This window comes from Gracilibacillus caseinilyticus (genome assembly GCF_022919115.1).
GTDB classification, from domain to species: Bacteria; Bacillota; Bacilli; order Bacillales; family Amphibacillaceae; genus Gracilibacillus; species Gracilibacillus caseinilyticus.
Genome location: NZ_CP095072.1, coordinates 3,231,051 through 3,254,029, shown reverse-complemented (window position 1 = coordinate 3,254,029; position 22,979 = coordinate 3,231,051). Strand labels below are relative to the sequence as shown.

The following is a 22,979-nucleotide window of genomic DNA, read 5'->3' as shown; positions in this document are numbered from 1 at the left end:
CAGTTTGTAGAGATAGGCTAAAAACTTGTCCAATAAATGGGGGTCACCGCAGTCCCGCGGGAGTCTAAGTGGTTAGCCTACGCTAGGATAAAACTCTGCAACTTTTGCAAGAACTAGCATATAGAGCATATCCATAATTGTCATGCCATTCTAATTCTAAATATCGTAATGCCTAGCACTACTGCTTTTAGCTGTTACGTACGTAGTAGCACTTCACTAAAGCGTAGGAAATATGCGGAGACTCCGCATGCGTCAGTGCGAGCCGAAGCCGTGCCCACAGGACGCGGAGCATATTTCCATAAAACATTTCAAAATAGCCTAATTGTTAGACAGTTACACTTTACATCATCCGTATTATAAGAATCCATATTTCTTCAGTATGAATCTGTAATTCGGCTTTATGACTGACTTCTATGTTGCGTTCTTTACTTTTAAAAGAAAAAGTCTGCTGGTGTTATCCGGCAGACTTTCTTTTTTCTTGCACTAAAATTTTTGTTCCATCTACTTTGACCACTTCTACTTCTGTTTGTTTGCTGATCCATTTTCCTTGCGATATGGCACTATACTCTGTGTCTTCAATTAATATTGTTCCAATTGGTCGCATATCCGTTGTAGTAAGTCCTTGCTTTCCTACTAGGGATTGATGAGTGCTGTTCATACTGGAATAGCCAGCTTCTTCTGTTAATTGATCAAATAGTGTTATTTTTGTCCACATCTTACGCTTAGGAAATACTTTTAAAAATCCAAAGGAAGCAATCCCGCCAATAAATACACCGATGACTGCATAGAGTCCTGAAATCCAATTAGGTGCTGTAAAACCGACTGATACGATCATACATACAAGTCCAATAACAGCCAGTGTACCATCATTTAATACTTTGCCATCAATTAATATGAATATAATACCAACAAAATATATCACCAACATGACAAAAAACATTGCCGGATCAAGATAAGACGCAAAATATATCGAAATAAATCCGATACCTAACAAGCTAAAGATACCTTTTGCATTTACCAAAAGTTCCCCTATTAGAAAGAGGGTTGCCAAACCAACAACGACAAAACTCATCCAATCTGCCGATAATGTAAACATTATCCTCACCTCGTTCTGTTTTCTACTTATCATATCATACGTATGAAGAAATTATTTCGTTTCAAAATATTATTTTTTCATGATTTTTTATTGAAGTATAAGGTTTGATACTTCTCTTTTATTGGTTTAACCTTTATAATGGAATGTGGTAATAAAGTTACCTAAAACCATATTTTTATAATGAAGTCTAAAATCAATTAAAAAAACGTAAAATTTTCTACATGAGTTTTTTTGTAAATCGGAATAAAGGAGCGATTTTATTTATGGCTTTAATACATCGAAAAGATACGCGACCGGTAAAAGTCGGGAATGTAATGGTTGGTGGCAAAGATGAAGTAGTCATTCAGTCGATGACTACGACAAAAACACACGATGTCGAAGCAACCGTTAAAGAAATAGAACGTCTTGCAGAAGCGGGATGTCAGATTGTGCGAGTTGCTTGTCCAGATGAGCGTGCCGCTAATGCTATTCCTGAAATAAAGAAAAGAATTTCAATACCGCTCGTTGTTGATATTCATTTCAATTATAAATTAGCTTTGAAAGCCATTGAAGGTGGAGCAGATAAAATTCGTATCAACCCTGGTAATATCGGAAAACGAGATAAAGTAGAAGCTGTGGTCAATGCAGCGAAAGAAAAAGGGATTCCAATGCGGATTGGTGTTAACGCTGGCTCGTTAGAGAGACATATTCTTGAAAAATATGGTTACCCAACTGCTGATGGTATGGTTGAAAGTGCATTACACCATATTAAAATTTTAGAAGATCTTGATTTCCATGATATTGTCGTTTCATTAAAAGCATCGGATGTTAATTTAGCGATCGAGGCTTATGAAAAAGCAGCAGAAGTTATTCCTTATCCGCTACATTTAGGTATCACAGAGTCTGGTACACTATTTGCCGGAAGTATAAAGAGTGCTGCCGGAATGGGAGCTATTTTGAGTAAAGGGATCGGAAGTACAATGCGTATTTCACTAAGTGCTGATCCTGTAGAAGAAGTTAAAGTTGCAAAAGAATTGCTTAAAACATTCGGATTAGCGTCTAACGCTGCAACACTTATTTCATGTCCTACATGTGGACGAATTGAAATTGATTTAATTAAGATTGCGAATGAAGTCGAAGAATATATTTCCACCATCAAAGCTCCTATTAAAGTTGCTGTGCTCGGTTGTGCAGTAAATGGTCCAGGTGAAGCTAGAGAAGCAGATATTGGCATTGCCGGTGCTCGAGGAGAAGGATTATTATTCCGCCATGGTGAAATTATTCGTAAAGTACCAGAAGAAACCATGGTAGAAGAATTAAAAATAGAAGTCGACAAAATCGCAGAAGAATATATTCAAAAACAAAAAGAAGAAGCTCAAGAAGTATAAATAAAAAGGCAAGCCTGTAACAGGCTTGCCTTTTTTAATTCTTATCTAAAATGGTATCAGAATCATCGATAATATAATCGAGATAATCCCGATTGCGATAGCAGAGTTACCAAGTGTATCTGCACCTTGTTTTTTGGATATAAATCCTAAAACAATGGCACCAATAGCCATTATAAGTGGCCATACAAAAAATGATGCAATGGCAGCAATTAAACCGATCCAACCATAAACAGGATTAACATTTGTTTGCATCTCTGTTTCTTGTTCATCGGATGCGACCGGACGGTTAAATTCACTTGCTGATAATTCAGCAGAGGTCTCTGCTTCTCTCTTATATGCCTCATCTACTGCATATAACTCATCCGTCGCCACAAATTGTTTGGATTGCGGGGATTCATCGATGTGTCCATTATCAATCTTTGGTGCATTCTCTACATGCTGTTCATCTTGATGATTTGGCATACTATATACCCTCCCTTTCTTTTAGAGGTACAAACATAGTATGTCTCATTCGACTTAGCACTTACGTGGTAAATTCTACTTTGGAACTACTGGGCAAATGCAACAAATTCTTGATATTCACCTGCATTATTTTGGATTTTTGTTGCATACGAACTTTTCGCATGCCCATTGTGCAGTTTGTACTGCTCTAATCCTGCCATCCCTCGATTATAAGCTGTCAATGTCTCATCCCAGTTATTATATTGATCATAAAGAAAATCCAAGTACACTAATGACAATTTTATCGAATAATACGGGTCAAATAACATTTCCTGATCATAGGGCATTTCCGCCATATCTGCAATCCATGGTGCCGTATTTTTCATAAACTGCGCCATGCCGTATGCATGTCCATATTTTGTTTCTGGGCCAACTAACTTTGTATTAAAACTGCTTCCGGATTCGACCTTCAACAATTCGTAAGCAATAAACGGATCTATATCATACTCCTCTGCTTCTTTCACAAGATAGATGGCCCATGGTCGTAAGAATTTCCCTTCACTATCTTCGACCATTACCTCTGCTAAGTCAAAGAATTTCGGCCAATTTTCTCTTGTCATTTTAACATCTTTTTGAGTGGATTGGCTTAATATATATTGAGATTGGGATTCCATTTTTTTTAAATCCTGTTCCAATTCAATATTTTCCTCTTCTAGTGTCTGTACTTTTGATTGATATGAATTTATTTGATAATAGCTCCAAGCTACAAACACTAAAATCAATACAATGCCAATCCATTGTATTCTTTTCGTCATCCTTATTGTACACTCCTTCTTTGTAAATGCATGCAACCACGACGTTGCCATTTTACCTACAGCGGATAATGTTAGCTAAATTTGTCGAGAAATGCAAATAATAAACACTCACTACTAATAACCTTTATGCACAAAACCTAAACATCGATGCATAAAATAGAAATATCGAATGGAAAGGAGCCATATTCATGAATGGACTTACGAAACGACTTATGATGAATAAGCTGAAAAATTTGGATACAAATGAAGTATTAAAATACGCTCGACAATACAACATTTCTATTTCACCAGAGCAAGCAACTTCCATTACCGCTCATTTAAACACGAGTAATTACGATCCGACAAAAGCTGAAGATCGAACTAGAATGATCAAGAAATTAGCGCAGCTCACCGATTTGAAAACAGCAAAAGCTTGCCAGCAGTTATTTCAACAATTAATTAAAGAATACGGTTTGGAGCACTATTTCCAGTAATAGTTTTATTTTAAATATAAAAAATATGCATACGACAGGAAAGAGTCTGGGAAAAGTGGATTTTAGTCAAATTAAAAGCCGAACATAAAACGTCATCAAGTAAGATTCGAGTTATGATTCGACTTTTCTCTTGAGATATTACTGATGGTTGAAAGTCACTAAAGAAATATGAAGTTGAAGAATACTACGAAGTAATGACAACTTTATGCTAACAAGCGTTGAGTTGGTTTTGACAGATTTAGTGTGCTAAAATACCGCTCTGACCAACCACTCCGCTTACTGTGGGGCATATTTCCGGAGCTTTGCTACACATTTAAATCATTTCAAAATAGCCAAATATAAGAGGAAAGTATGGTATTTTTATGAATTTACTTCGTAGTATATCTTTACAATATCAGTGTTCTAACTTTTAGCATTATTGCTGAACGATTTTTTCTTTGAGATCTGAAACGAAAGAACCTTGTCTTAGCATTTCAATTTCAAATTGGTATGGCGGTTTTTTATTTTTCTTATCTTCGCCTACATAAGGTGTCTCCAAAATCTTTGGCAGGTCTTTTAATTGGTCGTGGTGCACAATTTTATGAATCGCATCGAAACCAATGTGTCCAAAGCCTATGTTTTCATGACGGTCTTTTCCTGCACCGCATTCATTCTTACTATCGTTAATATGCACTACTTTCAGCCGGTCCAAACCAATAATTTTATCAAATTCATTGAGTACTCCATCAAAGTCTGCTACGACCGGATATCCTGCATCGTGGACGTGGCAAGTATCGAAACAAATTGACAGTTTATGGTTGTGTGTGACACCATCAATAATTTTTGCCAATTCTTCAAAGTTTCTGCCGATTTCAGATCCTTTGCCAGCCATTGTTTCTAAAGCAATTTGGACATCCTGATTTGGGTCAAGTACTTCATTTAGCCCTTCAATTATTTTGCCAATTCCTACTTCGGCACCTTCCCCTACATGTGCACCTGGGTGAAGCACAATCTGTTTGGCTCCAAGGGATTCTGTCCGATCAATTTCATTTTTGAGGAAACGTACGCCTAAATCAAATGTTTCTTTTTTCTTAGCATTACCTATATTGATAATATAAGGGGCATGTACAACAATTTCCTCAATACCATTATCCTTCATATGTTTTTTTCCTGCATCAATATTAAGCTCTTCAATCGGTTTTCTTCTTGTGTTCTGTGGAGCACCAGTATAGATCATAAATGTATTGGCACCATACGATACCGCTTCTTCACTTGACGCTAACAACATTTTTTTTCCACTCATTGATACATGGGAACCTAATTTTAACATTTTTACCTCTCACCTTTTCTTTATTTCTTGAATTGATTTCGTTTAATTTTCTTTTTCGCTTTCTCTTGTTGATACTTCATCTTTCTTTTGTAACCTGGCTTTACTTTTTTCGGTTTTCTCACTTGCTTCCATGCTTTCTTTTCAATTTCTGATTCTTGTTTTTCTCTTTTTTGTCTGATATTCCACGCTTTCGCTTCACGCCATTCTCCTTTAACTACATCATAATAGGTAAAGGTTAAACCTTTTTTCTCTAATATCTTAATCAAATCAATATCATCATCATGATAAATACTGATTGCTGTACCTTCCATACCTGCTCGAGCTGTTCTGCCGACTCTGTGCAAATAGAAGGATTCTTCCTTAGGGAGCTCTGCATTGATGACATGACTGACACCTTTAATATCAATTCCCCTTGCAGCTAAATCTGTTGCAACAATATATTGATATTTCAACTGTTGAATTTCTTTTAACGCCCGCTTCCGTTCACGCTGATTAAGTCCACCGTGAATAAGACCTACTTCTAATCCTTTTGCTTGCAGTTCCTCAGCTAATTGATTAGCTTTCTCCTTGCCATTCGTAAATATAATTGCTAAATAAGGATGAATTAATGTTGAGATTTCAGCAATAATGGATGCCGGATCTCGATGTTTCCGGTCTATTAAACGATGTTCTAATTTTTCTGGAGCCAATCGATCATCAATCTTCACATATATTGGAGCATGTAAATATTTTTTTAGGAACGGCTGTAATTTCTCCGGGATTGTAGCGGAAAATACCATCAGCTGTATATCACGATCAGCATGGACCAATATTTTATCGATCTCTTCAATTAGACCGAGTTCAAGCATTAAGTCCGTTTCATCTATTACAAATGATTTAGCCTCATAAATATCGAGCACACCATCTTTAATCAAATCCAGAATACGCCCTGGTGTTCCGACTACGATATGCGGAGGTTGTTTCATTTTTTCTACCATTCGTTTCTTGTCAGTACCACCAATGATTAATTTGGCACGCCATTGATCCTGTTTCCCCGAAAATTCGGTGATTTTCTTTACTTCATCGTAAATCTGAATAGCAAGCTCACGCGTAGGTGCTGTCAGTATTACTTGTGTTTGTGACCGATCTGTCTCTATATTATTTAATAATGGAATTAAGAAAGCATGTGTTTTACCGGAGCCTGTTTCTGACTGTCCAATAATATCTTTACCTCTTAATGCCTCAGGGATGACTTTAGCTTGAATGGCTGTCGGTTCATAAAAATCAAGTTCTCCTATGACGTCATACATCCAGTCATTCAATGCATATTGTCTGAATAAGTGCTTTTCCATGTTAATCTCCTTCATTGTATGAAATATCTTTGTCAATTACAGCAAATACCTTTATAATATAAGTATTGGACATATATACGTCCACTATTACACATTTTACTTGATCTCTAGTAGAAAGTACAGAGGGGGAACCATAATGGAAGTAATTAAGATCGCTCCTAGAGGATATTGCTATGGAGTTGTCGATGCAATGGTCATTGCACAAAATGCAGTGAAGGATCCCAATCTACCTCGTCCTATTTATATTCTTGGTATGATTGTTCATAATTCGCATGTAACCAACGCTTTTGAAGAACAAGGCGTTTATACTTTAGATGGGAAAAACAGAGCAGAGCTGTTAGAAGAAATTAATGACGGAACTGTCATTTTTACCGCACACGGTGTGTCACCAGAAGTGAAACAACGTGCAGAACAAAAGGGTCTGACAGTTCTAGATGCAACTTGTCCAGACGTTACCCGGACACATGACTTGATCCGCGAAAAAGTCAAAGATAATTATGAAATTGTCTATATCGGTAAAAAAGGACATCCAGAGCCTGAAGGTGCTGTAGGTGTTGCTCCTGAACACGTCCATTTGATTCAAAATATGGAAGATGTTGACACTCTGGAATTACATGCAGATAAAATATTAGTTACCAATCAGACAACAATGAGTCAGTGGGATGTCCACGATGTCATGTTGAAAGTACAAGAGAAGTATCCACAGACTGAGTTAGAACAAGAAATCTGTATGGCAACACAAGTTCGTCAGGAAGCTGTTGCAGAACAAGCGAAAGATGCAGATCTAACGCTGGTAGTCGGCGATCCAAGAAGTAATAACTCAAACCGCCTGGCACAGGTTTCCATTGAGAAGGCAGGAACACAAGCTTATCGTATCGCTGACGTGTCCGAGATCCAGCTCGATTGGCTAGAAGGTGTAGAGAAAGTAGCTGTAACCGCAGGCGCATCAACGCCAACACCAATTGCTAAAGAAGTGATTAGATTTATTGAGAATTTCAATGCGAACAATCAAGAAACGTGGGATATTACTTCCAAAGTTAAAAAAGATAAGATCTTGCCAAAAGTAAAAGCAAAATAAAAGAGTCCACGACATAAAGTTAGCTAATATAAAAAGCCGAACATAACTTGAAATCTCATCAAAAAGGATTTCTGTTATGTTCGGCTTTTCTAATATGTTTTAGGAAAAACCGGGAAAGCTCTCCCGGTCCTAACTAACAAAAATAATATACACTACCTATAATACGGATTATGTCAACTAGCGTTGAAGTCATTTTGAACTGCTTAGTGTGCTGACATACCGCTCCGGCCAACCACTCCGCGTCCTGCGGGGCACGGCTGAAGCTAGGCTACTACTCGAATTACTTCTTTGCTGCCTTGCACCGAAGAAGCTTAATCGAAGCGATACTAGTAGACACAGGTGCAGATGTAGTGGATCTTCAGCACCTGCATGTCCCGCGGGAGTCTACGGAGGCCACTGAATAAGTCCATAAAAATTTGCGACAGGAAAATCGAATCCCAAAATTCATGCAAAATATCATATAAAAGTGGTGGATTGAAACCACTTTAAACCTGTTTATAGCTATCTTAGTGGGAGAATAAATTTCCATAATATGTTTTTCAGTGACCTCGAGTCTACGTGATTGGCCTACGCTCATGTTTAGCTACAATTATTGCGGCAGGTAGGATAGGGAGCATTATCTGCAGGATTTATACCTTATTCTAATGACGTATAATGCCTAGAATCACGCTTTTAGCTGTTTTAAACGTTGTAGAACTTCCCTTAAGCGTAGAAAACATGTGGAGACCGTGGGATCAGTACGAGCTGAAGATCCACAGTGGAAAGAAAAGAATTTTCTTTCCACTGTTAGCTGAAGCCGTGCCCCACAGGACGCGGAGCATATTTCCGGAGCTTTGCTAAGCAGATGGAATCTATCAAAATTGTCCACAATGTCAGACAGTTCCAATTTACATATTCCGTATTATAAAGACCCCATCTTCATGTTCAGATAATTGTGAAGAAAAAACAACTTACACAGGTCTATTTTTCCCAGTATCGTTTTAACCTATGCTGCTGCCTATTCTTATCAATTAGATAAACCGAAATGGTTCGGTTGATAATTTGGACGCTTTTATCTCGATTCTATTTGGCAACTGTTCCATATGGTCAGAAAAAAATCGTTTCACACCTTGCTTCATCACTTCCTCAACGTGATGACCTGGGTCAATTAAGGAAAAACCAGCTTGCTCAGCATCCTGCGCGTCATGAAAAGTCAAATCACCGGTAACGTAAACATCCGCACCTGCATGTTTAGCGGCATCTATAAAACCCTTTCCACTTCCTCCTAGTACGGCAACTTTCTTAATAAGCTGTTCAGGATCACCAACATATCTCAGTGTTGGCACCTGTAACTGTTCTTTCACTAATGATGCATAGTTTGCTAAAGTTATTGGTTGTTTGACTGTTCCGATACGTCCTAGTCCCCTTTTCTCACCTTTATTAGCAAGTGGAAGCAAATCATATGCCATTTCTTCATAAGGATGTGCCTTCTGAGCAGCTTGCAGCACTTGAGACAACTGACTTTTTTTAATAATGGTTTCGACCTTCGACTCTTCTACTTCTTCCATTTTATACTCTTTTCCAATAAATGGATCCGACCCTTCTAATGGTTTGAATGCACCGGTTCCTTCTCCTCTATAGGAACAGTGACTGTAATTTCCAATATGTCCCGCATCAGCTTCACCAAGTGCCGCTAACATTTCTGTCACATGTGTACGTGGTACATAAACAACAAATTTGAGCAATGATTCTTCTGTTGTTGGTACTAACACCTTTGTATATTGTAATTCTAGTCTTTCTGCTAACCAATCATTCACGCCACCTTCCACTACATCCAAATTGGTATGAGCAGCATAAACGGAAATGTTGTGTTGGATTAACTTCTGAATGACTCTCCCTTTCGGACTGGAAAAATCAATAGATTTAATCCCTTTAAACAAAAGAGGATGATGTGCAATAATCATATCGACTCCACCTTCAACCGCTTCGTCCACCACTTCTTCAACAACGTCTAGTGTGATCATTAATTTATGTACGGGCTGGTTTTTAGAACCTATTTGGAGCCCGACATTATCCCATGATTCTGCAAGGGTTATTGGAACCCATTTCTCAAACAGTTTGATTACATCCTTAACCGTTGTCATCTGCTAAAACCTCCTGAATCCATCGACATTCTTTTTGTAATTGTGTTATCTTTGCTTCTGGAGCAGTTGTCGCCAGTTTCATTTGATTGATCAAATAGTTACGTTTATCCATTTCCTTTTTCCACTTTAGTCTAAACACATCATTTTGTTTTTCCAGCAAAAATGGACCGAATAAAATTTCCTTATCCGTTAAATATAGATTGTCTCCCGTATAATCGCTGATCAGCACTTCATATATATAACCGTCTTCTTCAATGATCTCTTCTGCCACAATCTTATATTGATGCGTTTGTAGCCATTCTCTTACTAAAGGAGCATCAACATTAGGCTGTAAGATCAATCTTTCTACACCCTGTAATTTATCTTTGTCATTATTTAATATCTGACAAATCAGTTTACCACCCATACCGGCAATGGTGAGCTGCCTAACTTCTCCTGGACTGATGACAGCTAAGCCATCTCCCTTACGAACAGAAATCCGGTCTGCTAGCTCTTGATCAGCTACCGTTTGAATTGCCCTTTCATATGGTCCCTGATTCACTTCTCCTGCCACAGCTTTTGCTTGAAGATCTTTTGAACAGACATAACATGGTAAGTAGGCATGATCTGAGCCGATATCTGCAAAATGTACCGGTGACTGTAAATACGTTGCTAACACTTGAAGTCGTTTGGATAACATTCTTTTCGTCCCTTTCCTGAATACTTTCAATTAATTTGATTAAACCAACAAAAAAGCTTCCTGTCTGCACAGAAAGCTTTTTCATCTGTTTATTCGCCACCTTGACCTTCTGCAAGCCATTCAGCCAATACAGCGGCTTCTTCATTACTAACAAGTCCACCAGGCATTCCTTTATCTTCTCTACCGTTAACAATGATTTCTTGTATTTCTTCTACTGAATACGTATCACCGATATTTTGCAGGCTTGGTCCTGTAGCACCTTCAAGATTACCACCATGACAGCCTGTACAGTTTTGAATTAGTGTTTGTGGATCAGCAGCTTCCTCTGTTTCACCTCCACCATTTGCAATTTTATCCTGTTCATTTACACCTACCGCAGATATAATAATCATGGCTATAATTCCGAGAACAGCAATAAGAGCAAAAGGGATGATCGGATTTTTTTTCATTTTTTAGTTCCTCCTTCAATGACAAGTGTTGTTATTATTAGTAATGTTCCAACTAATCATAGATATATGTATTAAGAAAACCATCTCTATTTTACTTCAAAATCAGCAAATAGAAAAGTGATACTACTAAAATTCGATAAAATTATTATAAAAAGTTAAATCCTAACATGATACAAATGATAATAAGGACGAAAATACCTGCGATTTGCAAGAAATGCTGTTGCTTTCTTTTACCGATTATAATCCAGGTTAAACTGTTGAGTAACATCCATGAATACGTCATCCAACTGTTGCCTACATATTCATCTAATATTAAAAGAGAACTAAACAGACAGACAACAAAAAATATCATGACCGCATAAGCTGATTTTAATTCAGGATAACGGAAAAATTGTTTCTTCATAAGCAAAGCTAGCGTGCAAATGATAACGATACCAATCATTCGTATAAAAAGTTCATCTGTTGCTAAAAAGACCAGAATAGGTAATAAAATCAATATAGAGTCAAAGAAATAGTAAAGCAGCATGTATGCTGATTGCTTTTTTAACTTTTGATTCTCCCCGTCTCCATGCCCTTCCGTATATAAAGCTAACAAAAAATCACAGTAATGATCAGGTAACAGCTTGTGTGATTTCCAATAATGAATTTCATTTACAATTATTTGTTTTCGACTTTGATTCATTCATACCATCTCCAAGAATAAGTCACGTTTCTAATTATATCGGCTTCATCATGATATCCTTTAAAATAATCATGAATAAAATGTAACTGAACCATCTGAAGTTACTTCAGACAGTTCAGTTACCACTCAGAGACTTATTCCAAGAAATCTTTAAGTCGTTTGCTGCGACTAGGATGACGTAATTTACGTAAAGCTTTTGCTTCAATTTGACGAATTCTTTCACGGGTTACACCGAACACTTTACCTACTTCTTCTAATGTTCTCGTACGTCCATCATCAAGTCCAAAACGCAAACGCAACACATTTTCTTCGCGGTCTGTTAATGTGTCCAAAACATCTTCTAATTGTTCTTTTAGTAATTCATATGCTGCATGATCAGAAGGAGATGTAGCTTCTTGATCTTCAATAAAATCACCAAGATGTGAGTCATCTTCTTCACCAATTGGTGTTTCTAATGAAACTGGTTCCTGTGCAATTTTAAGAATCTCACGTACTTTATCTGGAGTCAATTCCATGTCCTTTGCAATTTCTTCTGGCGTCGGTTCCCGCCCTAGATCTTGCAATAATTGACGTTGTACACGAATCAATTTATTAATGGTCTCCACCATGTGTACGGGAATACGAATCGTTCTCGCCTGGTCGGCAATTGCTCTCGTAATTGCCTGACGAATCCACCACGTGGCATACGTACTAAATTTAAATCCTTTACGGAAATCGAATTTCTCAACTGCTTTAATTAATCCCATGTTTCCTTCTTGAATCAAATCCAGAAATAACATGCCACGACCAACATAACGCTTTGCAATACTTACAACGAGTCGAAGGTTTGCTTCTGCTAATCGTTTCTTAGCGTATTCATCGCCATCTTCGATTTTCTTGGCTAACTCTATCTCTTCCGTAGCAGATAATAAATCTACTCTACCGATTTCCTTTAAGTACATACGAACAGGGTCATTGATTTTAATTCCTAAAGGAACACTTAAATCATTTAAGTCGAATTCCTCTTCTTTTGAAAGCTGTTGCATGGTAGGATCTTCTTCCGAATCACCTATTACTTCTACTCCCTGTTCATTTAAGTACTCATAGAATTCGTCCATTTGATCTGATTCAAGATCAAAACCTGATAACCTTTCTGCTACTTCCTCATATGCTAAGACACCACGCTTTTTACCTAGCTCGAGCAATTGATCTTTTGCCTGATCGATTGTTAATTCAGGGTCCTTTGAACGTGATGGTTTATTTTCTGCCATGAGTGCCCCTCCTTCCAAAGACTAACTCCAATTTTTCGATTTCTGTTTTATCTTTAATATCTCCATTGCCACTTTAGCAGCTTCTTTCGGGTCTGTTTTTTCTAATTGTTTCATTTTTTGTTGTAGTTGTTTTACACTAGCCTTATCAGTTTGTTCAGATTGTATAAAATAAATATAATCCTGCAATTCTTTGTCGGACATCTCCCAAGAACTATCCATCATTGACAATTCCACCACAATTCGTTGCAAGTCAGGATCATCTAAATAGGATAAGAAGTGACTTGGATCCGGTTCATTACCTTCTTCATAATATCCATACAAATGGGTTACAATAATTTGGTGTTGTTCGAGATTAAACTGGGACCCGATCATTTCTCTTACTTTTTCAGCAACATGCGTATTTTGCAGCATATATGCGAGTAAGCGGCGTTCCGCATTTTGAAAAGCTGGAGGAATCACTTGTAATGATTGAACGGTTTGTTTATGTTGATTTCCATCATTAGTATTACCAAACCTGTTAGGCTTATCATTACTTTTTTCGATATTTCGCATCCGAGACATTAATTCTTGTGATAAAGCATCGTAGGATAGATTGAACTCATCTGCAATTTCTCTAATATAGTGATCCCGTTCTATGGAACTTGACAATTTTGCAATTTCACTTATTACTTTCTCTACATATTGCAGCCGATCTCCTTCGAGTGATAAGTTGAAATCTTTTTTTAAATATTGTAGAAAAAAAACCATTTCCGTATCTGCTGATTCAATTACTTTCGTACGGAATGACTCTTCTCCGAATTCCTGAATATATTGGTCTGGGTCATATTTATACGGTAATGATGCAACCCGTATATGACATCCAACCTTCTTTAATAGCTGAATCGCCTTATAAGTAGCATTCTGCCCAGCTGAATCAGCATCATAACAGATGACTACAGTGTCAACATAACGTCTTAATAAATTCGCATGCGTTTCTGTTAATGATGTTCCTAATGATGCTACACCATTCTTTACACCAGCCTGGTATGATGCAATGACATCTGCATATCCTTCAAACAGCACTGCTTCACCTTTCCTTCGAATTTCAGCTCTTGCTAGATCGAAGTTATATAACAGTTTACTCTTTTGGAATAAAGCTGATTCAGGACTATTTAAATATTTTGGTTCTTGTCCCTGAACGGACCTTCCACCAAATCCGATAGGTTTACCAAGATGATTTCGAATCGGAAAAATTACTCTTCCCTGAAATCGATCATAATACTGTCCGTCATTTGATGTAGCTAACAGACCAACATTTGCCATTTTTTGCTTATGGAATCCTTTTTTCTCAAGAAATTGTGGAACAAAATCTCGCGATGAGGGGGAGTAACCAATTTGAAACTCGTTGATCACTTCATCATTAAACCCTCGGTTATAAAGATATTCCAACGCTTCTTTACCATCTTTGGAATGGCGTAATAAGTGATGATACAGCTTCACAAGCCATTGATAAGCTTCTAAACTCGACTGTTCTTCACTATTTGTTTTTCTATCTGTCATACCCTTTAATTCAGGCAACGACTGGCCGGATTTTTCCGCTAGATAACGAATAGCTTGTTGAAAACTGTATCCTTCCATCTCCATTACAAAGGTGATCACATTACCACCTTTACCGCAACCAAAGCAATGATAAATCTGCTTTTGCTGATTGACAGAAAAAGATGGTGTACTTTCAGAGTGAAACGGGCAAAGACCAAAATAATTTCGTCCTTGCTGTTTTAATTGCACATACTCTCCAACGATATCAACGACGTCATTAGCCTTGCGTAACGACTCAATCGTTTCATCCGAAACCTGGTAAGCCACTGTTTATCACCATTTCTACCATATACTTCTTTAAAAGTTCGACAATTTTCTCATTAATAACCCTAGTAAGTAACTGAGTGTTATAAAACAGATAGCCTCTTGTTAACATAATACCTCTTAACACCAGATAATAAACACTGTGAAAAATCCTCCGGTAATTGTTTCATACTTATCATTACAAAAGGTCCATGCATAAATATTTCTACATTAATCAGCAAATTCCTGCTTAAAACTAATAATTTTCAAAAAATGTTGGCTAAAAAGCAGAATTTATTGGTTAATTTTAAATAATAAAGCAATCTATTACTCAGTAATATACATTTTCTTTATAATATAAACATTTTCACAAATTATTATTATAATACAAACATGATTAGAATTCCAACATATTTGCTTGGGATGATTTATTTATTTGCCTGATGTTCATGAAAATCCCAATAAGGCTGGTTAATCATATTCATAATACTATTAGCTGTTTCCTCGACCGCCTTATTCGACACATCGATAACGGGACAATTAAGCCGTTGAATAATTTGATCAAAAAAAGATAATTCTGCTTCAATACGATCCAAATTAGCATAAAAGGCTTTATCATCTAATCCTAGACTTTTAAGGCGTTCTTTACGAATATCGTTTAATTTTTCGGAGCTGATTCGCAGTCCAATGCATTTATAAGAAGGTATTTCAAATAACGTTTTCGGTGGTTCAACTTCTGGAACAATTGGTACATTGGCAACCTTCAGCTGCTTATGTGCCAAATATTGTGATAAAGGGGTTTTCGATGTTCTTGAAACCCCTATTAATACAATATCAGCCTGTGCTACTCCTCGCGGATCTCTTCCATCATCATAACGGACGGCAAATTCGATCGCTTCCACTCGTTTAAAATAATCTTCATCTAGCTTATGGATTAAACCAGGTTCTTGTTTGGGCTGCAGATTGAATTTTCTTTCCATCGCTTCAATCATTGGACCTAAAATATCGACACACTCCACATTCTTTTCAAATGCTTCCTTTGTCAGAAATGCTCTTAAATCTTTGTTTACTAACGTAAAACCAATCATAGCTCCTAATTGTTTTGCGTGATAAACTGCTCCACGCAAAACTTCTGTATTTTCCACATAGGGTATTCTGTAGATGTCATATTCGTTTTCGTTAATAAATTGACTAAGAGCAGCTTTTGTTACGAATTCTGCTGTTTCACCGACAGAATCAGATACGACATAAATTACCTTTTTTTCCATAGATGTTTAGACCTCCTAAGTCCATTATGATTGTGTCTGCTGCTTCCATTGGACTTTAGTTAGATCTGCAAATTGATTAAGATCGGTGGCTACTAGTTTTAATAAGGCCAGACGGTTTTGTCGAATAGACTGATTGTTATCCATTACCATCGTATGGTCAAAGAATTGATGGATTGGCTGGACCATAACAGTGAATTGTTCCATTGCTTTACCCACTTGTTTATCAGCCAATGCTTGTTTATAGCGATCATGTATTTGTAAAAAGGTATCATATAATAATTTCTCATGTTCGTTCTCAAATAAATTAGTATTTACTTCGTGATCCCCTTCCGCCTTTTCAGCAAGATTCATAACACGAACAAATGCTTCCTGCTCCGCCTTAAAAGCAGGATCCAACCTCTTGTCTTTTAACCAACGTGCTTTTTCTAAAAGGAACGAGATATCTGATAGTTGATTAATTAGAACAGCTTCCATAATATCTGATTCAATATTCGCTTCCTTCATAATATATGCAGTACGCTGTTTAAAAAATGATTCTAATTGATCGATCACTTTTGATTTTTCTGCTGTTGGTATGTTTTTTGCATCAAAAATGGTATATACTTTCTGAATTAACGAATTAATATTTAAATCCCACTGTTGCTCTTGAATTATCTGCATAATACCTAGCGCTTGTCTTCTTAATGCATATGGATCCTGTGAACCACTCGGTATTAGACCGACAGCAAAACACCCTACAATCGTATCTAATTTATCAGCAATACTCACAACAGATCCTACGTTGCTCTCAGGAAGTTGATCTTGTGCATTTCGTGGCATATAGTGCTCTTCAATCGCTTTTGCTACAGTTTCGTCCTCCCCAAATATAAGCGCATATTTTCTTCCCATTATCCCTTGTAATTCCGTAAATTCATTCACCATATTGGTAACCAGGTCAAACTTACTAATTTGAGCAGCACGTTCAATTTTCTCCTGAACTTGACCGGATAGATGCAATTCGTTTGCAATCATCTTGCTAAAATCTGTAACACGACTAACTTTATCTGCTATTGTTCCAAGTTGCTCCTGGAATACCATTCGGTGTAATTTTTTGAGATTCTCGTCAATCGATTGTTTTTGATCTTCTTCATAGAAGAATTGTGCATCCTGTAACCTTGCACGCAATACTTTTTCATTTCCTTTGGCGACGGAATCAATATGTTCTTTCGTACCATTGCGTACACCTACAAAGTAAGCTAATAAGTTCTCTGATGTCGTTTGTACCGGGAAGTAACGTTGATGCTCTTTCATAGAAGTAATTAATACTTCCTTCGGTATATGCAAGAATGCTTCACTAAATTGACCATAGAATACCGTCGGATACTCCACCAGATGTGTGACCTCTGTCAATAAATCCTGGTCTATCGGGATAACCCATCCGTTTTCCTTTTCAAGCTCTTTAATTCCATCGGCAATCATTTGTTTTCTCTGAGCTGTTTCAGCAATCACATATTGTGCTTTTAACTGTTCCTTATAAGTTAATGGATTCGTGATTGTAAGTTGCTCTCCCAGAAAACGATGCCCTTCACTTGTATTCCCGGTTTTCACACCAGTAATGTCAAATGGGATAACCTGATCGTCCTTCAATGCAACCAGCCATTTGATTGGTCGTATGTAGCGTAATTCTTGATTAGCCCAACGCATATTTTTAGGGAATTGAAGGCTTAAAATGATGTCTTTAAACCCTGGCAATAACTGTTCTTGTGTTTGTCCTTCGATAAATTTATTAACAAATACGTATTCTGTTCCATTCAATTCTTTGGTATATAGATCATCGACTGATTTCCCTTGCCCTTTGGAAAATCCGATTGCTGCCTTTGACCAATTACCTGCTGCATCTTTAGCGATTTTTAATGCAGGTCCTTTTGCTTCTTCCTCTTGATCAGCTTGCTTGTATGCTAACTCTTCGATTAAAACAGCAAAGCGTCTTGGAGTAATATAAGTTGTAAGGTTTTGATAATCCAGTCTTATATTTTCTAACCATGCAGTTGTTTTGTCTTTTAATTGTTTCTCGGTATCGTCCATAAACCGAGCCGGCATTTCTTCCAGACCAACTTCAAATAATACATTAGTTGTTTTCATGATCGATATCTCCTTTCAACATTGGGAAGCCTAATCTCTCACGCTCTGCCACATACAATTTAGCAATTTCCCTTGCCAGATTACGTACTCTCCCGATATAGCCCGTACGTTCCGTGACCGAAATAACACCTTTCGCATCTAATAAGTTAAAAGTATGCGAGCATTTCAACACGTAGTCATAAGCTGGAAATACGAGATCTTTATCCATTGCTCTCTTTGCTTCTTTTTCATATGTAGAAAACAATTCAAACAACATCTCTGTATCAGATTCTTCAAAAGTGTATTTTGAATGCTCATATTCAGGCTGATAGAAAATATCTCCAACAGTTACGCCATTGGTCCATTCCAATTCAAATACATTCTCTTTATCTTGAATATAGGATGCTAAACGCTCGATACCATACGTAATCTCAACTGCAACTGGCTTCGCTTCAAGACCGCCAATTTGTTGAAAATAAGTGAATTGAGTAATTTCCATACCGTCAAGCCATACTTCCCAACCAAGACCTGCTGCACCTAACGTTGGGTTTTCCCAGTTATCTTCAACAAAACGGATATCGTGATAAGCCGGATCAATTCCTAACTTCTTTAATGATTGCAAATACAATTCCTGGATATTGTCTGGCGATGGCTTCATGATCACTTGGAATTGATGATGCTGATACAAGCGATTCGGATTCTGTCCATAGCGCCCGTCCGCAGGTCGTCTTGACGGTTCTACATACGCAACATTCCACGGCTCTGGACCCAAGCTGCGCAACAAGGTCATTGGTGACATTGTTCCTGCACCTTTTTCGACGTCATAGGCTTGCATTAAAATACAATTCTGATCGGACCAATGCTTCTGTAACGTTAAAATCATCTCTTGAATATTCAATCTTTTCATCCTCCTATACAGTTTTTTTTACTTGACTTTGATTTATTTGATTACCTGTCTTTTACGAAAATCGTCCAATAATTGCTAAGTTACAGGGTTTGTATAATACAGATTATGTGAACTATATACTGTATTAACTATGCTGGAACAAAGCTCCGGAAATATGCTCCGCGTCCTGTGGAGCACGGCTTCTTTGCTGCCTTGTGCCGAGGAATTCCGCTTCGAAGCAATACTTGTAGACACACGCACAGACAAAGTGGATTTTCAGCTCGCGCTGACGCATGCGGAGTTTTCCTACGCTTAAGGAAATGCTACAACGTATGAAACAGCTAAAAGCAGTGGTGCTAGGCGTATTGTGTTATGTAGAATTTGAATGCTATCTTATTAATCAGCTCAATGTGCTAGCTCTTGTATAAGTTGTGGAACCCGTAAATAGCGTAGGCCAACCACGTAGTTTCCCGCAGGACGCGAAGAGGTTGGCCGGAGCGGAATCATATCACTAACTGCATTTCAAAATGACCTCTACGCTAGTTGACTAATCTGTATTATGAGCACCTGTACCACGTAGAGCCCAGCCAAGGTAATTCTTATATACATTTTTCATAGAACCTTTTTCTAATATTAAAAACCCGTCCCTATGTCTTATCACCAACGATAAGACATAGGGACGGGTTCATCCGCGGTTCCACCCTACTTGTCACCGGTACAGGTGACCACTTTCAAGAACTATCGCTCTAGAGCGCCTTCCTGTTTCTATTCTTGTTCAGCTTACACCATCCTGAACTCGCTTGTAAGACATTCGAAACAGTACTATTCTCTTTCATTGCAACAAGATATTCTTTTCATTTAACCATAATACGAAACATTCGCTTACTTGTCAATTGAAAAATTATCTTGCAATTTGTTCATTTGTTTTAAAAACTTCTTGGATTTCAAGTAAAATCCTCCATGTTCCTCATAATATTGCTCCATAATTTGCTGAAGAATAATTTTATTCTCGGGTTTAACTGATATATTTCCGATTTGTTCCACTTCTACCCAAGCGAATACTGCCATTAATTTCGCTACTTTCTCCGGGACTGCCATCGCATTCGGGTCAATGGACAAGCACTGCCGGCAAAGTAATCCACCGTTGGAAATAGAAAACGCTTTAAGCTGGTCTTTCTTGCCACAAGAAACACATTGGGTTACAACTGGTGCAAAACCAGCTTCTTTATACATTTTCCATTCATAAATCATGGTTAGAATTTCGGCGTCTTGACCGTCATTTATTTTATTAACGGTATGTAGCAACTGCTGATAAATAAAGGGATTGTATTGCTTAGGGTCAAGTAATTTATCTGTTAATTCTGCTAGATAGCTGATATAACCCGTTTTAAATATATCTTCACGTATTTTTCGAAACGATGATAGTACTTCTCCCTGCTGTATCACTGCCAGCCCTGAACTTGGCTGGATTAAATAAGAACCATGAATAAATGGCTGCGTAATAGCAGCCATTCGACTTTTTGTTTTTTTTGCTCCCCTTGCTATGGCGCCTACTTTTCCTAAAGACGGAGTCAACAATGTCACAATTTTATGTGTCTCCCCATAATCTTGTGTTTTCAGAACAAAACCTTCGACTTTCTCAAACACAAGCTCCACCTATCCTTTACAAACTAAAAATGTGTGTCCTCAAACAATGTATGGTCATTTTCGTCTTCCGGCTCTTGATAAACGTCTGATTCAACTTCTTTCATCCATAAATAAGCTTCAATATTTCCTGTTTGACTAAATATTTTCCATGGTACATCGATCACAATAAACCTCACCTTTCCTTTTGGTAATCTTTCATTGTGTTCATTATTAGATTTTCCTGAAAATCTACATTCAATTAGTAAAAATATTTACCATGTATGAATCTGCAAACTTAGCACTTATCTGTTAAAGTTGAGACGTTTGTTACAATTACTTAATATTCATCCTGTTTGTAACCATATTCGAATAACTGATGTGGTTTATTCCGCCAGTTTTCCTGTACCTTTACCCACAATTCCAAATAGACTTTTGAACCTAATAAACGTTCGATATCTTGTCGCGCCCGTTTTCCGATATCTCTTAACATTTTTCCCTGTTTTCCAATAATAATCCCCTTTTGTGATTTTCTTTCCACAATAATACTAGCTTGGACTAAAATCTTTTCATCTTCACCACGGTTGTCTATTTTTTCGATAATCACCGCGATCGAATGCGGAACTTCTTCCCTGGTTAAATGTAATGCCTTTTCCCGTATTAATTCACTAATAATAAAACGTTCCGGATGATCCGTGATTTGATCCTCTGGATAATATTGAGGGCCCTCAGGTAAATGCTCCGTAAATACATCCATTAAATGATTGACATTATTACCTTCTAAAGCAGAAATAGGAATGATCTCCTCAAAAGAATATTTTTCCTTATATTGCTCAATAAGAGGTAACAACTGATCAGGATGTACAAGGTCTATCTTGTTTATGACAAGAAAAACAGGTTTATTGATCGTTTCCAGTCGATCGATAATAAACTGATCTCCTCTGCCATACCCTTCGTCAGCGTTAATCATAAACAGAACAGCATCTACTTCATTAAGCGCGTTTTCAGCTATTTTCACCATGAAATCGCCTAATTTATGCTTTGGTTTATGAATACCTGGCGTATCAATGAATATAATCTGTTTAGTGTCATCTGTATAAACACCTTGAATTTTATTTCTTGTTGTCTGTGCTTTGTCACTCATGATAGCTATTTTTTGACCTATCACGTGATTCATAAAGGTAGATTTACCTACATTCGGCCTTCCAATAATTGCTACAAATCCTGATTTGAATTGGTTATGCATAACTTTTCCTCCGCTATATATATCTTGCTGTGATTTATTCTGTACCTCAATGATACTATATCTTCCGTGAAATTTCATACATTCGACAAAACTAGTGAGAAAGTTTAAAAATGCGTGTTTCTCTAAAAAATTTCGAAAAAATAAGGGATAAAAATAAGGCATCCGATTAGAAAAGCCGCGATTGCTGTAATAAATACTGCAGCTGCTGCCAAATCCTTTGCGATGCCGATCGCTGGCTGGTGATCTGGTTCAAGATGGTTCAATGCTCGCTCTAATGCTGTATTCATTAATTCCATACTTATTACTGCACTGATCGTTAGGATTAGAAGTACCCACTCTATAACAGAAATCGACACAGCCATACCAAGCAATGAAGCCATAATGCCTGCGACAAAATGTATTTTGATATTCCGCTCTGTTTGTACAGCAACCTTTAAGCCATTCCATGCATATTTAGCACCGATGTGAAATTTATTTTTCCCTCGATAATCCGAAACCATTTAAGATCTCCTCTTGTTTTAAAAACATTTTTTTCTCATCATCCGGATTCATATGGTCATATCCAAGCAGATGTAAGAAGCCATGTAAAGCCAGAAAGCCAAGTTCCCTGTCATAGGAATGATTATAATCTTGAGCTTGTTGTTCAGCCTTATCTACAGATATAATTATATCTCCTAAAGCGATGGGGATATCTGCTCCTTTTATCTTTATTTCTTCTTCTGCTTCTTCCTCCAAAGCAAATGATAATACATCAGTTGGCTTGTCTAATCCCCGGTATTGTTTATTAAGTAACTTGATTTCATTGTTATCAACAAATGTTACCGAAAGCTCCGCATCAGGTGATATGCTTTGATATTCTCCAGCATATAATAGCAACTGCTGAATCAAATCCATGTGTGTCTCCTTTACTTTCCCGGTTTCATCTTGAAAATCTATCTCCAT

Annotated in this window: 22 protein-coding genes and 1 other annotated feature; of the genes, 3 read left to right on the top strand and 19 right to left on the bottom strand. The window is 37.3% G+C overall.

Features of this window, described 5'->3' with window-relative positions; all coding sequences use genetic code 11:
* Window positions 1–454: 454 nt before the first annotated feature.
* A complete protein-coding gene (locus tag MUN88_RS15355) occupies window positions 455–1,096 on the bottom strand; it encodes an NfeD family protein (RefSeq protein WP_244716565.1) in 642 nt (213 codons plus the stop codon).
* A gap of 263 nt (window positions 1,097–1,359) precedes the next feature.
* Between MUN88_RS15355 and ispG the strand changes: the two genes are divergently transcribed.
* On the top strand, window positions 1,360–2,463 hold the full coding sequence (gene ispG / locus MUN88_RS15350; protein ID WP_244716563.1) for a flavodoxin-dependent (E)-4-hydroxy-3-methylbut-2-enyl-diphosphate synthase: 1,104 nt from the start codon (window positions 1,360–1,362) through the stop codon (window positions 2,461–2,463).
* Between the two features lie 45 nt (window positions 2,464–2,508).
* Here the strand turns inward: ispG and MUN88_RS15345 are convergent, their stop codons facing one another.
* The gene (locus MUN88_RS15345; protein WP_244716561.1) at window positions 2,509–2,925 is read right to left on the bottom strand and encodes a DUF4190 domain-containing protein; all 417 of its coding nucleotides are present in this window, start codon (window positions 2,923–2,925) and stop codon (window positions 2,509–2,511) included.
* 86 nt (window positions 2,926–3,011) lie between these two features.
* Window positions 3,012–3,719, bottom strand: a complete 708-nt coding sequence (locus MUN88_RS15340) for a lytic transglycosylase domain-containing protein (protein ID WP_244716559.1) — start codon at window positions 3,717–3,719, stop codon at window positions 3,012–3,014.
* Window positions 3,720–3,907: 188 nt separating this feature from the next.
* Here MUN88_RS15340 and MUN88_RS15335 point away from each other — a divergent pair, with 188 nt between their 5' ends.
* On the top strand, window positions 3,908–4,192 hold the full coding sequence (locus MUN88_RS15335) for a DUF2624 family protein (protein ID WP_244716557.1): 285 nt from the start codon (window positions 3,908–3,910) through the stop codon (window positions 4,190–4,192).
* A gap of 415 nt (window positions 4,193–4,607) precedes the next feature.
* Here MUN88_RS15335 and MUN88_RS15330 read toward each other — a convergent pair whose 3' ends face one another.
* Both MUN88_RS15330 and MUN88_RS15325 read right to left on the bottom strand, forming a co-directional pair.
* Window positions 4,608–5,501: a deoxyribonuclease IV gene (locus tag MUN88_RS15330; protein ID WP_244716555.1), complete on the bottom strand. Its 894-nt coding sequence runs from the start codon at window positions 5,499–5,501 to the stop codon at window positions 4,608–4,610.
* A 20-nt stretch (window positions 5,502–5,521) separates the two neighbouring features.
* Window positions 5,522–6,832, bottom strand: a complete 1,311-nt coding sequence (locus MUN88_RS15325; RefSeq protein ID WP_244716553.1) for a DEAD/DEAH box helicase — start codon at window positions 6,830–6,832, stop codon at window positions 5,522–5,524.
* A 136-nt stretch (window positions 6,833–6,968) separates the two neighbouring features.
* Between MUN88_RS15325 and MUN88_RS15320 the strand changes: the two genes are divergently transcribed.
* Complete coding sequence (locus tag MUN88_RS15320) at window positions 6,969–7,910, top strand: 4-hydroxy-3-methylbut-2-enyl diphosphate reductase (RefSeq protein ID WP_244716551.1); 942 nt, start codon at window positions 6,969–6,971, stop codon at window positions 7,908–7,910.
* A 1,010-nt stretch (window positions 7,911–8,920) separates the two neighbouring features.
* Here MUN88_RS15320 and MUN88_RS15315 read toward each other — a convergent pair.
* The 14 genes from MUN88_RS15315 to ybeY all read right to left on the bottom strand — a co-directional run bounded on the left by MUN88_RS15315 (window position 8,921) and on the right by ybeY (window position 22,979).
* Window positions 8,921–10,033: a Nif3-like dinuclear metal center hexameric protein gene (locus MUN88_RS15315; RefSeq protein ID WP_244716549.1), complete on the bottom strand. Its 1,113-nt coding sequence runs from the start codon at window positions 10,031–10,033 to the stop codon at window positions 8,921–8,923.
* Entirely contained in the window at window positions 10,020–10,712 is a 693-nt protein-coding gene (locus MUN88_RS15310; RefSeq protein WP_244716547.1) for a tRNA (adenine(22)-N(1))-methyltransferase, read from the bottom strand. The genes MUN88_RS15315 and MUN88_RS15310 overlap by 14 nt, the downstream gene beginning before the upstream one ends.
* Window positions 10,713–10,801: 89 nt before the next feature.
* Entirely contained in the window at window positions 10,802–11,161 is a 360-nt protein-coding gene (gene cccA, locus MUN88_RS15305) for a cytochrome c550 (RefSeq protein ID WP_244716545.1), read from the bottom strand.
* Between the two features lie 145 nt (window positions 11,162–11,306).
* Window positions 11,307–11,843, bottom strand: a complete 537-nt coding sequence (locus tag MUN88_RS15300) for a hypothetical protein (RefSeq protein WP_244716543.1) — start codon at window positions 11,841–11,843, stop codon at window positions 11,307–11,309.
* Window positions 11,844–11,977: 134 nt separating this feature from the next.
* On the bottom strand, window positions 11,978–13,093 hold the full coding sequence (gene rpoD / locus MUN88_RS15295; protein ID WP_244716541.1) for an RNA polymerase sigma factor RpoD: 1,116 nt from the start codon (window positions 13,091–13,093) through the stop codon (window positions 11,978–11,980).
* Between the two features lie 21 nt (window positions 13,094–13,114).
* A complete protein-coding gene (gene dnaG / locus MUN88_RS15290) occupies window positions 13,115–14,938 on the bottom strand; it encodes a DNA primase (protein WP_244716539.1) in 1,824 nt (607 codons plus the stop codon).
* 404 nt (window positions 14,939–15,342) lie between these two features.
* Window positions 15,343–16,182, bottom strand: a complete 840-nt coding sequence (locus MUN88_RS15285; RefSeq protein ID WP_244716537.1) for a pyruvate, water dikinase regulatory protein — start codon at window positions 16,180–16,182, stop codon at window positions 15,343–15,345.
* Window positions 16,183–16,206: 24 nt separating this feature from the next.
* Complete coding sequence (gene glyS / locus MUN88_RS15280; protein WP_244716535.1) at window positions 16,207–18,303, bottom strand: glycine--tRNA ligase subunit beta; 2,097 nt, start codon at window positions 18,301–18,303, stop codon at window positions 16,207–16,209.
* Window positions 18,290–19,180 carry a glycine--tRNA ligase subunit alpha gene (gene glyQ, locus MUN88_RS15275; protein ID WP_244716533.1) on the bottom strand — a complete coding sequence of 297 codons (891 nt, stop codon included), beginning with the start codon at window positions 19,178–19,180 and terminating at the stop codon, window positions 18,290–18,292. Before glyQ ends, glyS begins: the two co-directional genes overlap by 14 nt.
* Window positions 19,181–19,840: 660 nt before the next feature.
* Window positions 19,841–20,013: a binding site (T-box leader), on the bottom strand.
* Window positions 20,014–20,050: 37 nt separating this feature from the next.
* Window positions 20,051–20,815: a DNA repair protein RecO gene (recO, locus tag MUN88_RS15270; RefSeq protein ID WP_244716531.1), complete on the bottom strand. Its 765-nt coding sequence runs from the start codon at window positions 20,813–20,815 to the stop codon at window positions 20,051–20,053.
* A 23-nt stretch (window positions 20,816–20,838) separates the two neighbouring features.
* A complete protein-coding gene (locus tag MUN88_RS15265; RefSeq protein ID WP_244716529.1) occupies window positions 20,839–20,979 on the bottom strand; it encodes a YqzL family protein in 141 nt (46 codons plus the stop codon).
* 152 nt (window positions 20,980–21,131) lie between these two features.
* Entirely contained in the window at window positions 21,132–22,037 is a 906-nt protein-coding gene (era, locus tag MUN88_RS15260; RefSeq protein ID WP_244716527.1) for a GTPase Era, read from the bottom strand.
* 122 nt (window positions 22,038–22,159) lie between these two features.
* Window positions 22,160–22,537 carry a diacylglycerol kinase gene (locus MUN88_RS15255; protein WP_244716525.1) on the bottom strand — a complete coding sequence of 126 codons (378 nt, stop codon included), beginning with the start codon at window positions 22,535–22,537 and terminating at the stop codon, window positions 22,160–22,162.
* The gene (gene ybeY / locus MUN88_RS15250) at window positions 22,509–22,979 is read right to left on the bottom strand and encodes an rRNA maturation RNase YbeY (RefSeq protein ID WP_244716523.1); all 471 of its coding nucleotides are present in this window, start codon (window positions 22,977–22,979) and stop codon (window positions 22,509–22,511) included. The genes MUN88_RS15255 and ybeY overlap by 29 nt, the downstream gene beginning before the upstream one ends.

Coding starts and splice junctions, on each gene's coding strand:
- MUN88_RS15355 (WP_244716565.1), bottom strand. CDS start 1,096: ATGTTTACATTATCGGCAGATTGGATGAGTTTTGTCGTTGTTGGTTTG.
- ispG (WP_244716563.1), top strand. CDS start 1,360: ATGGCTTTAATACATCGAAAAGATACGCGACCGGTAAAAGTCGGGAAT.
- MUN88_RS15345 (WP_244716561.1), bottom strand. CDS start 2,925: ATGCCAAATCATCAAGATGAACAGCATGTAGAGAATGCACCAAAGATT.
- MUN88_RS15340 (WP_244716559.1), bottom strand. CDS start 3,719: ATGACGAAAAGAATACAATGGATTGGCATTGTATTGATTTTAGTGTTT.
- MUN88_RS15335 (WP_244716557.1), top strand. CDS start 3,908: ATGAATGGACTTACGAAACGACTTATGATGAATAAGCTGAAAAATTTG.
- MUN88_RS15330 (WP_244716555.1), bottom strand. CDS start 5,501: ATGTTAAAATTAGGTTCCCATGTATCAATGAGTGGAAAAAAAATGTTG.
- MUN88_RS15325 (WP_244716553.1), bottom strand. CDS start 6,832: ATGGAAAAGCACTTATTCAGACAATATGCATTGAATGACTGGATGTAT.
- MUN88_RS15320 (WP_244716551.1), top strand. CDS start 6,969: ATGGAAGTAATTAAGATCGCTCCTAGAGGATATTGCTATGGAGTTGTC.
- MUN88_RS15315 (WP_244716549.1), bottom strand. CDS start 10,033: ATGACAACGGTTAAGGATGTAATCAAACTGTTTGAGAAATGGGTTCCA.
- MUN88_RS15310 (WP_244716547.1), bottom strand. CDS start 10,712: ATGTTATCCAAACGACTTCAAGTGTTAGCAACGTATTTACAGTCACCG.
- cccA (WP_244716545.1), bottom strand. CDS start 11,161: ATGAAAAAAAATCCGATCATCCCTTTTGCTCTTATTGCTGTTCTCGGA.
- MUN88_RS15300 (WP_244716543.1), bottom strand. CDS start 11,843: ATGAATCAAAGTCGAAAACAAATAATTGTAAATGAAATTCATTATTGG.
- rpoD (WP_244716541.1), bottom strand. CDS start 13,093: ATGGCAGAAAATAAACCATCACGTTCAAAGGACCCTGAATTAACAATC.
- MUN88_RS15285 (WP_244716537.1), bottom strand. CDS start 16,182: ATGGAAAAAAAGGTAATTTATGTCGTATCTGATTCTGTCGGTGAAACA.
- glyS (WP_244716535.1), bottom strand. CDS start 18,303: ATGAAAACAACTAATGTATTATTTGAAGTTGGTCTGGAAGAAATGCCG.
- era (WP_244716527.1), bottom strand. CDS start 22,037: ATGCATAACCAATTCAAATCAGGATTTGTAGCAATTATTGGAAGGCCG.
- MUN88_RS15255 (WP_244716525.1), bottom strand. CDS start 22,537: ATGGTTTCGGATTATCGAGGGAAAAATAAATTTCACATCGGTGCTAAA.
- ybeY (WP_244716523.1), bottom strand. CDS start 22,979: ATGGAGATAGATTTTCAAGATGAAACCGGGAAAGTAAAGGAGACACAC.